Raw genomic sequence first — 10,786 nt, 5'->3', positions numbered from 1 at the left:
AACTGCAACGGATTATGCCCGGCGAGCAACTGTCGTTTGGACTGAATAAGGAAGGGCAGCTGGACACGCTGCGTTACCGCATTTCGCAATTGGAGTCATGGCAGTTTGTTCGCTCAGAACAGGGCTACAATGCCGAACACGTTGCGCTGGAGCCTGAGCTACTTTCTACCTTTCGCGAGGCAGAAATTAACAGCTCTTTGTTTGTAGCTGCTGACAGTGCCGGTATGCCTCACAACCTGATCATGGAAATGGCAGGTATTTTCGGCTGGGATATCGACTTTGCCCTGGATATTCGCAAAGGCGACCGCTTTGCCGTGCTCTACGAAGAGAAATTCCTCAATGGCGAATTGATTGGCACTGGCAATATCCTCGCCGCCGAATTCACCAATCAGGGAAAAACCTTCAAAGCAGTCCGCTTTGAAGATGACAGTGGCCATGCCAACTACTACACTCCGGAAGGCATGAGCATGCGCAAGGCGTTCAAGCGTACGCCGGTGGATTTTGCACGGGTTAGCTCGGGCTTTAACATGCGCCGCATGCACCCCATCACCAAAAAAGTGAAGCCACACCGCGGTATTGATTACGCCGCTCCGACAGGCACACCTGTTTACGCTGCAGGTGATGGCAAGGTCGTTCGTGCCGGCTACACCAGTGCTAATGGCAACTATGTTGTTATCCAGCACGGTCAAAAGTACCAGACCAAGTATCTGCACCTGCATAAACGCAAAGTGAAAAAAGGCCAGACCGTTCGCCAAGGCCAAACCATCGGCACGGTAGGTTCTACAGGCCTGGCCACTGGACCACACCTGCATTATGAATTTCTGGTCAACGGTGTGCACCGCAATCCGCGCACCGTGGAACTACCCAAAGCCGAGCCGATTGATGCAGCCATGAAAGCACGCTTTCTTGCTCAAACCGGACCGGTTATGGCTGAACTGGCAAAGATGCAGTCCACCAAGCAGTACGCCCAAGCGAACGAACTCAAATCCACCGACGGATAATCACAAGACAATTCAAGAACTAAGGATAAGCTATGCCCGACTCAACCCTGTTTATTGGCCTGATGTCGGGCACCAGCATTGATGCCATAGATGCGGTTCTTGTCGATTTCGGCACTCCAACTCCCCGGATTCGCCATCACACAGAGCTACCTATTCCAGATTCTGTTCGCAGTGAAATTCTGACTCTGACCCAACCGGGAGACGATCATATAGATCGAATGGGGCGTTGCGACCAGATGTTAGGTGAGCTGTTTACAGAAGCTGCGAATCAACTGCTTAGAGAAGCTCAAGTGGCATCGATGGATATTGCAGCCATTGGCAGTCATGGCCAGACAATTCGCCATCGCCCCCCACAACGAGGTGAATCAAAACCCTTTACCCTGCAGATCGGCGATCCCAACGTAATCGCTGCAAAGACAGGCATAACCACCGTCGCCGATTTCCGCCGTCGCGACATGGCACTTGGTGGCCAAGGTGCACCTCTAGTACCTGCTTTCCACAAGGCTGCTTTTGCCGATCAAACCATTGATCGGGCAATCCTGAATCTGGGTGGCATTGCCAATGTCACCTGGCTGCCGGCCAATGGCAATGCCAGTGGGTTTGATACTGGTCCCGCCAATGTGTTGATGGATGAATGGTGCCAACAAAACCAGGGGCAACCATACGATATGAATGGCGAATGGGCCGCATCCGGCACTGTTCAACTGGAACTGCTAAAGCGCTTACTGAGTCACCCATTCCTGAGCCAGTCCACCCCCAAAAGTACCGGTCGTGAAGATTTTAATGGCAAGTGGCTGCAACGCATTCTTGAAGCGATGGAGCGAAGATTTGAGCCGCAGGATATTCAGGCCACCTTACTGGAATTTACCGCTCGAAGTGCCGCTGATGCCATTAGGCAGTGCGGCTCTCCTACTGAGGTCTACCTATGTGGTGGCGGCGCCCTGAACAAACAACTGGCAGCCCGACTACAGGCGCTTCTCTCGCCGGCCAAAGTTATGTCCACCGCGGAACTGGGCATCGACCCCAAAAGAGTGGAGGGAGTGGCTTTTGCCTGGCTCGCCAAACAGACACTGACTCGTCTTCCCGGCAATATGCCGGCAGTAACCGGCGCCAGTGAAGAAGCGATTCTGGGCGGCATTTATTTCGCTTAACAGCGCCTACAGCAAGCCCAATTGCGCACTGATCAACTGATCAAAATCGAGGCCGGCAAACGGTAAAATTGCATCGGCTACCGGCTTGAGCTGCCGATCAATATAGTGCTGATAATCAATAGGACTGCTCGCATATTCCAGTGGCTCAGGCCCATTGGTGGTCATCAGGTAACTGATAACTCCTTTGGATTGATACCTTAGCGATCGGCCCAACTCGGCATTGCGCTGATCAGCGAGGCGCGCTGCCCGCACATGAGGCGGCACGTTGCGTTGGTAGTCCACCAGCTTGCGGCGCAACCGCTTTCGGTAGACCAGCAGGTCATCACAGCGGCCTGCCAGCGTCTCATCGACCGTCTGCCTCACCAACTGCGATGGGTCCCCATCGTGAAAAAGCAGCTCAAACAGCCGCACCTGAAATCGCTTGGCCAGTTCCGTCCAATCGGTACGGACTGTTTCTAGCCCCTTGAACACCATCCTCTCGCCGTCTGCGTTTTCTATCAGCCCTGCGTACCGCTTCTTGCTACCTGCTTCAGAGCCTCGAATGGTTGGCATCAGAAAACGGCTGAAGTGGGTTTCAAACTCAATTTCGAGATAACTCTCCAGCTGGTGGCGATCCTTCAACTCCTGTTGCCAGCGCTCGTTGATCATTGCTGCCAGCTCAGCACCTATCTCTTTCGCCCGGGACGCGGTGACCTCACCATCGAGCCACACAAATGTAGAGTCAGTATCCCCATAGATAACCTGATACCCCTGCTCCTCAATCCACCCTGCTGTTGCCTGCATAATCTGGTGGCCGCGCAGGGTAATTGAGCTTGCCAGGCGAGTGTCGTAAAAGCGGCAGCCTCCTGAGCCCAGCACGCCGTAGAAAGAATTCATCAGAATCTTGATCGCCTGTGAACGCGGCTGATCGTCATCTTTCTTGGCCTGGTCACGCTGCTGCCAAAGCCCGGTAATAATGTCTGGCAAAAAGTGCTTGTTGCGATCAAAGCAACCACCCCGAAATCCTTCAATTGCTTTGTCAGGCTGCTTTAAACCTTCCACCAAGCCCAGAGGATCCACCTTAAAAGTGCGAATAATCGAGGGGTACAGGCTTTTGTAATCCAGCACCAGAACATTGCGATACAAGCCCGGCCTTGAATCCATCACATACCCTCCCGGACTAACCAAACCGCCATCTGGCGGCAGATTGGGAGCCACATAGCCAGCACGGTGCAGCTTGGGAAGGTAGAGATTGGTAAATGCAGCTACAGAGCCGCCACTGCGATCAAGCTCCAGTCCGGTCAGCTGGCTGCGCAATAACAGGAAATCGAGCAGCTGGGTGTATTCAAAGATATCCCACACCAGCCGACAGTCTTCAAGGTTATAAGCGGCCAGAGCCGGTTTGTCATGATGAAAATTGTGGCGAATTTCCGCCATGCGATCATCCACATCCTCAACCTGCTTGCCTCGACCCAAGAGTTGCTGGGAAACGCTCTCCAATGAAAAACTGTCAAATTGGTAAGTGGCACTTTTCAGTCCGCTGATGCCATCTATTGCAACCCGACCTGGAATATCCATAAAGCCGCGACTGCTGTCCCTTGGTGCATCTCGCCAATGTGGCTGGCTTTTATCGCGACCGATGGTAAATGGCACCCGCAATTTTTCGGCACGCTTCATCAGAATCCGCAGATCAAAATCCACCAGACTCCAACCAATCACCACATCGGGGTCGAGCTGTTCAATTCGGTTGATCAGCTGCTGCAACAACACTCGCTCACTGCTGCACCATTCAATGCGGGTTCCCTCGCAAGGTTGCGGAGAACCAATCATCAGCACTTCGGCGACGGATAGATCAGCACTGTACAAGCCAACAGAAAACAGTTCACCATCGAGATCACACTCGATATCCAGGGACAGTGCACGCAGTGATGGCTTGTAGTCGGCAGGTTTTAATCGGCATTGCCGCAATTCAGTAAATCCGTTTCTTGCCACCGGCGAACCAATATACTCGACACCCCCACAGATGAACCGCTCAATAAGATAACGGTTGTGCAAACGAATGTCGGCTTCCAGCAGCTCAATACCCGCTTGGCCAAGTACCCGCTGGGCACGACGGTTGTGATTGATATTGGTACTGTAGATGCCCACGACTGACTGGTGCTGAAAAGTGCTCAGTGACAGTGGCTTCAACTCAACAGCGACCCCTTCATGCTTCAGCAGAGCAGCCGCCTGCGCCCCAGCCGATTGATCGATAAAGAAAATCGGTTGTTCACCATCAACCATCAGCCGTACAGGTCCGTTATCGGTTGCCAGCCAAAATTCGATGTGAGGGTTTCCAGCGTGATCACTGCTTGCCCGGGTAAGCAAAAAGCCTCTGCCCGAAACGAATGAAGTGGTGGTATTTGCGGGGGCCGACAAGGCAAATTCTCAATAAAGTGTTATCGGATAAAATTGGACGTGCTAAAACAAATCAAATTGCTCTTCCTGACGCAGACGCTCGATTTCTGCCGGACCTAATTTCACCGTTCCCACAAATGGATGCAGTGGCTTGTCCAGTGCCTGCATAACCCCAAGGCGGGTTTCACAAACCTTGACGTCAATGACCTTGAACGCCGACAGTCGTGCGGCGCGATCAACAATTTCTTTATAGATTGAATAGTTTTCTTTCAGGAAGATAGCCGCTTCGGGGCCATGGATAATAAAGATAATCGGCGGGAGGCTGTCATCAAGGCCACTATCCTGGTAAATCTGCTCTGCACGCTTAAGAGCAACATTTACATCCTCCGGATTGTTCAATCCGAAGCGGGCGACATACCCTGGCGGTTCATCCGCCGGGTTATGCTCTTCGCCCATCACGATTGGCACTGTGGTTTTTGGCGGTTGCTCCTGCTCAGCGACGCTTGCCAAGCACATCATCAAAGAAGATAAAACAACCAACCACAGTGCGCGAATCATAGTTCACTCCTGCTAGACCGAGAATGACGCTCCACAGCCACAGGTAGTACTGGCATTGGGGTTACTGACCAGGAAGCGGGCACCGGAGAGCCCCTCTTCATAATCCACTGTACCGCCCACCAGGTACTGATAGCTCAACGGATCCACCAACACGGTGATTCCACTGGATTCGATCAAGGTATCATCTTCGGCAACTTCTTCATCAAAGGAGAAGCCGTACTGAAAACCGGAGCATCCGCCTCCGGTGACAAATACCCGTAGTTTCAGATTTGGATTACCCTCTTCCTCCACCAGGCTTTTAACCTTGGCGACGGCGTTGTCGGTAACCTGCAGGGCAACGGGAACAAAAGTTTCAATCTCTGACATCGGCATTCCAATAGCGTACTTCGATGCAAGGTATCTCTTGCGACTGGCCGCAATAATACCATATTAAACAGGTCGGGTATTAGTCGCCTTTCGCTCCACTGGAAAAAATACACCTCCGCAGATATTCAAGAAGTGCAGGAAGATTCTATGCCGTAGCCATTTCCGAGCTATCTACTGCTCTCAATTTATCAACTGTCTTGGCTGCCGCCGCATTACGGACAAAGCTGCCATTTACTTGAGCACCCTTCTCGATCTCGATGGAATCGTAGTGAACGTTGCCCTGAACTACGGCCTTACTGGCCAGTTCCAGATGCTTGCTTACAAAAAGGTCACCTTCAACCAGACCATTCACTACCACTTCCGGAGCATGTACTTCGCCATGCACCTGGCCACTCTGCAAGATACGTACTCGGGCATTCTCCGGGTCTTCAGCGATAATGTTACCGTTCACGATCCCCTCAATTTCCAAATTGCCGTGAAAACGGATTTCCCCCACCACTTGCGTACCTTCAGCAACCAGAGTGGTTGCACCGCTAGAAATTCCAGCCATTTTCTTTTTATCTCTCACTGTAATTAAACCTCTTCCAATTTCCATTCAAACTGACGGCTCACCGCCTTCTTATTTTGCCCTGCCGGCCACACTTTTACTGTGACCTGGTTCGGCTCAAAGCCATTGGGCAACGAGATAGTACCGTCATGAACGTAGAAGTAGCGAAAGCTCAGGTACATGTAATAGTCATTCTGTTCGGGATCGACATCCCCCAGGGTCAGGGTTTTAAGTTCACCGTCCTGGGTCCCCTCTACTTCCAGCACCGTGGTTACTTTAATTGTCTTGAGCTTGCCTGCACGCTGCTGAACCACCAAGCGGTAATTCAATACGCCCTCTTCGCCCTGCGTAAGGGTCAAACCACTGATCACCAACCCCGTGGCAGCATTTCCCTCTTGCAACAAATTGCGATAAAAGCTCAGCTCCTCTTCATTACTGGCCAACTCGCCCTGCAGTTCTGATAACTCAAGGCGAACCGCCTCCAGTGCATTACGATCCACTTCGGCGGCCAACTCCGCGGTTGCCAGTTGCTGCTGCACCTCTGCCAACTGCTTGTCGCGAGTCTGCAAATCAACCGCCAATTGACGCCTTAGTTTCATCTCGTACCCGAACCACTGCCCCCCCAACAACAGCCCCACAATCAGGCTCAGGGCAATCATCGCCACCGCAAGCAGTAATTTTTGACGCTCACGGCGTGGGCTGTAGGGTCGAACAATCAACCGCTCCTGGTTACTTTTACCCTCTTTAGCCATTATCAGTATCCATTACGGCAGTAACGCAGGAGCCTGCAAACCATGACGCTCCGGCAAACCAAACATAATATTCAGACACTGAATCGCCTGACCGGAGGCGCCTTTGGTGAGGTTATCGATTACACTCAACACCACCACCTTATCGCCATTGTTGGGGCGTAACACTGCAATACGGCAGATGTTAGCGCCCTTAACAGAGCGGGTTTGCGGGTGTGAACCGGCGGGCATCACATCCACAAAAGGCTCATCCTTAAAGCGCTCCTCAAACAGTGTTTGAAGATCGACCGTTTTATCCAACAAGGTCGCGTACAGGGTTGAATGAATACCACGTGTCATTGGCACCAGGTGAGGCACAAAGGTCAGGCTCACCGGTTGATTGGTCATCGCTTTCAGGCCTTGTTCAATTTCCGGCAGATGGCGATGCCCTGCTGCAGCGTAAGCTTTGAAGCTGCCTCCCGCTTCGGTCAACAAGGTATCGATATTTGCCTGGCGACCGGCACCACTTGCTCCACTGGCAGAGTTAGCAATCAAATCCCGAGAATCAATCAGCCCCATTTCCAGAAGTGGCAAAAATCCCAGCTGCACACTGGTTGGATAACAACCCGGACAAGCAACCAGGTTCGCGGATGCGATATCGCGACGATTAACTTCCGGCAATCCGTAAACTGCCTCAGGCAAGAGCTCTGGCGCTCCGTGTGGTTGTTTGTACCATTTTTCCCATGTGGGGACGTCCTGTATGCGAAAGTCCGCCGACAGGTCAATTACCTTTATACCGCGCTGGATAAACGCTGGCGCCAGGGCATGGGCAACACCGTGAGGCGTGGCAAAAAACACTGCGTCGCAATGACTGAGTTGCTCCGGGTCAGGGTCCGTAAAACAGAGGTCATAGTGGCCGCGCAGATTGGGAAAGAGGTCCGCCACCGGCCGGCCAGACTCACTGCGCGAGGTAATCGCCACCACTTCAACATCCGAGTGAGACGCCAATAAACGCAACAGCTCCACTCCGGTGTACCCGGTACCACCAATAATTCCAACTTTGATCACTCGATTGATTCCCGACTGTTTCCTGATAATTACCTGCTTATAATACCTGAACCACTTCACAACGAAACCATCGTCGGAAACCACATTCGCATGCCTCCACATCCAGAACGCCAACGCTCCGCCCCGATTCGATGGTTCAGCAATCACGCCGCCAATTTTCGGCACCGCCTGGCATTCAGTGATGCACTGCCACAACTGGCCATACTGGGTTTGGTGAGCGGCATCATCACCGGGGTCATTGCGTTACTGTTCCGACTGTCATTTGAGTTACCGTTACACGCACTATTTGAAGGGGACAGCACCGAAGCCTTTGAGTCACTGCCCTCTATGATCCACTTTTTATTGCCGCTGGGCGGTGCTTTGCTGGTTGGGATTATTCTTCACTTTATTGATCCTCATCGCCGTCAAGTTGGCGTCTCCCATGTGGTAGAGCGGGTACACAAACATCAGGGCAGAATGCCGAGTGGTAATGCCATCACCCAGTTTATCTGTGGGTCGCTGCTGCTCTCCACCGGCACCCCGGTTGGCAGGGAAGGCCCGGCGGTTCACCTCGGCGCCGCCTGTGCAAGCGGGCTGGGCAAGCAGATGAAACTGCCCAATAACAATCTGCGCCTGCTGGCAGGCTGCGGTGTCGCCGCAGCCATCGCCGCATCATTCAACACCCCTCTCGCCGGTGTGATCTTTGCGATGGAGGTGGTGTTGCTTGAATACACAGTCACTGGATTTATTCCGATTATTTTGGCTTCGGTATCAGCAACAGTAGTGTCTCGCGCAGTCTACGGAGATGACCCGGCATTTATGGTCCCAGCCGTCGAGCTGGGCAGCCTGTGGGAGATTCCTTACCTGATTCTGTCTGGTCTTACGATTGGTGCGGTGGCCGCTGTAATACTCCGTATGCATAAGCTCAGCGCAAAGGTTCAGCAATACCCGATTCTTTGGCGCACCCTTGCTGCGGGGTTAATTGCCGGGACTGCAGGCTGGATGCTGCCACAGGTGTTGGGGCTGGGGTACGACACAATTGAGATGGCACTCTACAGTCAACTTGGGCTTGGCCTGTTGATCGCTATTGGCCTGATCAAGATTCTGGTCGCCACTACCGTAGTAGGACTCGGCCTGCCTGGAGGCATGGTGTCTCCCACTCTGGTATCCGGTGCCTGCCTTGGTGGTGCCCTGGGTGTACTGGGTGGTTTTATGATGCCCGAGTTGGCGTCTGGCCCAGGTCTCTACGCTATGCTGGGTATGGCGGCGATGATGGGTGCGGTGCTCAATGCGCCACTCGCCGCGCTGATTGCACTACTGGAACTGACCTATCACCCTCACATTCTGATGCCGGCGATGCTGGTAATTGTGATTGCCTGCGTGACCGCTCGTATTCTCTCGAGATTGCCCGGTCTGTTTCTTATCGGGCATGACCCGGATCGACTCTCCTCACCGGTATTCCAGATGCTCAGCCGTTCAGGTGTCACCAGCTTGATGAACCGTGACTTTGTCAGTTGCTCGCGTTCTATTGGCTGGGAAAAGGCTTTGGCAATACTGGAGAGCAAACCAGACTGGATCGTCATAGAGGATGTTGGGGAAACCAAATATCTTTTGCGTCCCTCAGACCTGGCGCATTATCTTGAAGCGTCGGATACCTCACTATGGGAAGAAGACCAACCCATAGCCCTCCTCGACATTCCAGGCCAACACCGCGAGCTGAAACCCATTCACCCTCGCGCCTCCCTCAAGGAAGCGTTACAACTGATGCGCCACCAGAACGCCATGGCGATTTATGTCAGCCGCTCCACCAGCGCACCACTCCAATCGGAAGTTTCCGGTATCATTACTCGCGAAGCTATAGATAATTACTATCACTGAACCAATTATCAACACAACAAGAAGCGAGCCCCATGCACGACTGGATTATCAGCAATTACCAATGGATCAAGTCTTTTCATATTGTCGCGGTGGTGTGTTGGTTTGCGGCCCTGTTTTACCTGCCGCGGCTGTTTGTCTATCACGCCTCTGCGGACGATGAGATCAGCAGGGAACGTTTCAAAATCATGGAGCGTAAGCTCTACCGCGGCATCGCCACCCCCTCGATGGTGGCAACCATCTTTCTGGGTGGACTTCTGGCGGGAGACAACCTGCACTACTACCTTAACCAGGCCTGGTTTCATGCCAAATTGGCAATGGTAGCCCTGCTTGTTGTCTATCACATGGCGTGTTTCTACTTTTTAAAGCAGTTTCAAAAAGACACCTGCAACCGCTCTCACATATTCTTCCGTTGGTTTAATGAAGCACCAGTACTTTTGCTGATTGGCATTGTAGTAATGGTGGTGGTCAGGCCTTTCGCGGCCTGACTTTTAATTTCAGGACAAAGATCCCAGATACTGGGAAACACCATTCAGGAACATCTGGATAGAAATCAGAATCAGCAACATCCCCATCAACCGCTCCACCGCACGCAATCCACGATTGCCGAGGATGCGTAACAAGAAAGGGGATGCAAGAAGAATCACCGCCGTCAGCCCCCAAGCAATAACCAGCGCCGTGGTCCACTCCCAGATTCGCTCAGGTTCGTTTGTGCTCAACAGCAACAACACGGCAATCGCGGACGGTCCTGCCAGCATCGGCATTGCCAGGGGCACGATAAACGGGTCCTCCACTGCGCTCTCTGCCTCTTTGGTTTCAGGCGGGAACACCATGCGGATAGCGATAATAAACAGCAGGATACCGCCGGCGATATTGAGTGTGGGTTGCTGAAGGCCCAAAAAGCCGAGAATGGAATTTCCGGCAAATAGTATTCCGAGCAGAATGATCAGGGCAAAAACCAGTTCGCGAATGATAATTCGACGTTTTTTCCTGTCATCGAATCTTTTGAGCATGGACAACACCAGCGGTACAACCCCCAGTGGATCCATAATAAAAAACAGTGTCGCTACTGTTGTAAAAATATCCTGCCAAATGAAACTGCTCATACGCTCTCGCTAGCCAAATCACCTGAATGCA

11 protein-coding genes (1 of these 11 running past the window's edge) are annotated in these 10,786 nt (G+C 52.5%); 4 read left to right on the top strand and 7 right to left on the bottom strand.

Translation table 11 applies throughout. The features are described 5' to 3' along the window. Positions 1-1,001, top strand: the 3' portion of a protein-coding gene (locus tag QP938_00965; GenBank protein WIO74506.1) for a peptidoglycan DD-metalloendopeptidase family protein. It extends 412 nt beyond the left edge of the window; only the last 1,001 of its 1,413 coding nucleotides appear in the window; the start codon falls outside the window, past its left edge; its stop codon occupies positions 999-1,001. A gap of 32 nt (positions 1,002-1,033) precedes the next feature. Continuing rightward, the gene (locus QP938_00960) at positions 1,034-2,152 is read left to right on the top strand and encodes an anhydro-N-acetylmuramic acid kinase (GenBank protein WIO74505.1); all 1,119 of its coding nucleotides are present in this window, start codon (positions 1,034-1,036) and stop codon (positions 2,150-2,152) included. A gap of 6 nt (positions 2,153-2,158) precedes the next feature. On the opposite strand, the gene QP938_00955 is transcribed toward QP938_00960, so the two are convergent. From QP938_00955 to argC, 6 genes are all read right to left on the bottom strand, one after another. Beyond that, positions 2,159-4,498 (bottom strand): DNA polymerase II, encoded by a 2,340-nt coding sequence (locus QP938_00955; protein ID WIO74504.1) that lies wholly within the window; start codon positions 4,496-4,498, stop codon positions 2,159-2,161. 93 nt (positions 4,499-4,591) lie between these two features. Continuing rightward, positions 4,592-5,086: an acyl-CoA transferase gene (locus QP938_00950; protein WIO74503.1), complete on the bottom strand. Its 495-nt coding sequence runs from the start codon at positions 5,084-5,086 to the stop codon at positions 4,592-4,594. Between the two features lie 12 nt (positions 5,087-5,098). Continuing rightward, the gene (gene erpA / locus QP938_00945) at positions 5,099-5,452 is read right to left on the bottom strand and encodes an iron-sulfur cluster insertion protein ErpA (protein WIO74502.1); all 354 of its coding nucleotides are present in this window, start codon (positions 5,450-5,452) and stop codon (positions 5,099-5,101) included. Positions 5,453-5,597: 145 nt separating this feature from the next. After that, a complete protein-coding gene (locus tag QP938_00940; GenBank protein ID WIO74501.1) occupies positions 5,598-6,002 on the bottom strand; it encodes a polymer-forming cytoskeletal protein in 405 nt (134 codons plus the stop codon). Positions 6,003-6,025: 23 nt separating this feature from the next. Next, positions 6,026-6,751, bottom strand: coding sequence for a hypothetical protein (locus QP938_00935; protein ID WIO74500.1), 726 nt, complete (start codon positions 6,749-6,751; stop codon positions 6,026-6,028). Positions 6,752-6,763: 12 nt separating this feature from the next. After that, a complete protein-coding gene (gene argC / locus QP938_00930; GenBank protein WIO74499.1) occupies positions 6,764-7,795 on the bottom strand; it encodes an N-acetyl-gamma-glutamyl-phosphate reductase in 1,032 nt (343 codons plus the stop codon). A gap of 90 nt (positions 7,796-7,885) precedes the next feature. Between argC and QP938_00925 the strand changes: the two genes are divergently transcribed. Continuing rightward, on the top strand, positions 7,886-9,652 hold the full coding sequence (locus QP938_00925; protein ID WIO74498.1) for a chloride channel protein: 1,767 nt from the start codon (positions 7,886-7,888) through the stop codon (positions 9,650-9,652). A 32-nt stretch (positions 9,653-9,684) separates the two neighbouring features. Next, on the top strand, positions 9,685-10,137 hold the full coding sequence (gene hemJ, locus QP938_00920) for a protoporphyrinogen oxidase HemJ (protein WIO74497.1): 453 nt from the start codon (positions 9,685-9,687) through the stop codon (positions 10,135-10,137). A 9-nt stretch (positions 10,138-10,146) separates the two neighbouring features. Here hemJ and QP938_00915 read toward each other — a convergent pair whose 3' ends face one another. Continuing rightward, positions 10,147-10,755, bottom strand: a complete 609-nt coding sequence (locus tag QP938_00915; protein ID WIO74496.1) for a MarC family protein — start codon at positions 10,753-10,755, stop codon at positions 10,147-10,149. Positions 10,756-10,786: the final 31 nt, after the last annotated feature.

The organism is Porticoccaceae bacterium LTM1, from assembly GCA_030252795.1.
In the GTDB taxonomy this organism is placed as follows: Bacteria; Pseudomonadota; Gammaproteobacteria; order Pseudomonadales; family Porticoccaceae; genus SCSIO-12696.
Note: the sequence above shows the minus strand (reverse complement) of the source record. Positions and strands in the feature narration are given on the sequence as shown.

What these genes read in the sequence shown, in the direction of transcription:
- QP938_00925 (WIO74498.1), top strand. Translation starts at nt 7,886, where the DNA reads ATGCCTCCACATCCAGAACGCCAACGCTCCGCCCCGATTCGATGGTTC.
- QP938_00950 (WIO74503.1), bottom strand. Translation starts at nt 5,086, where the DNA reads ATGATTCGCGCACTGTGGTTGGTTGTTTTATCTTCTTTGATGATGTGC.
- erpA (WIO74502.1), bottom strand. Translation starts at nt 5,452, where the DNA reads ATGTCAGAGATTGAAACTTTTGTTCCCGTTGCCCTGCAGGTTACCGAC.
- QP938_00915 (WIO74496.1), bottom strand. Translation starts at nt 10,755, where the DNA reads ATGAGCAGTTTCATTTGGCAGGATATTTTTACAACAGTAGCGACACTG.
- QP938_00960 (WIO74505.1), top strand. Translation starts at nt 1,034, where the DNA reads ATGCCCGACTCAACCCTGTTTATTGGCCTGATGTCGGGCACCAGCATT.
- hemJ (WIO74497.1), top strand. Translation starts at nt 9,685, where the DNA reads ATGCACGACTGGATTATCAGCAATTACCAATGGATCAAGTCTTTTCAT.
- QP938_00940 (WIO74501.1), bottom strand. Translation starts at nt 6,002, where the DNA reads ATGGCTGGAATTTCTAGCGGTGCAACCACTCTGGTTGCTGAAGGTACG.
- QP938_00935 (WIO74500.1), bottom strand. Translation starts at nt 6,751, where the DNA reads ATGGCTAAAGAGGGTAAAAGTAACCAGGAGCGGTTGATTGTTCGACCC.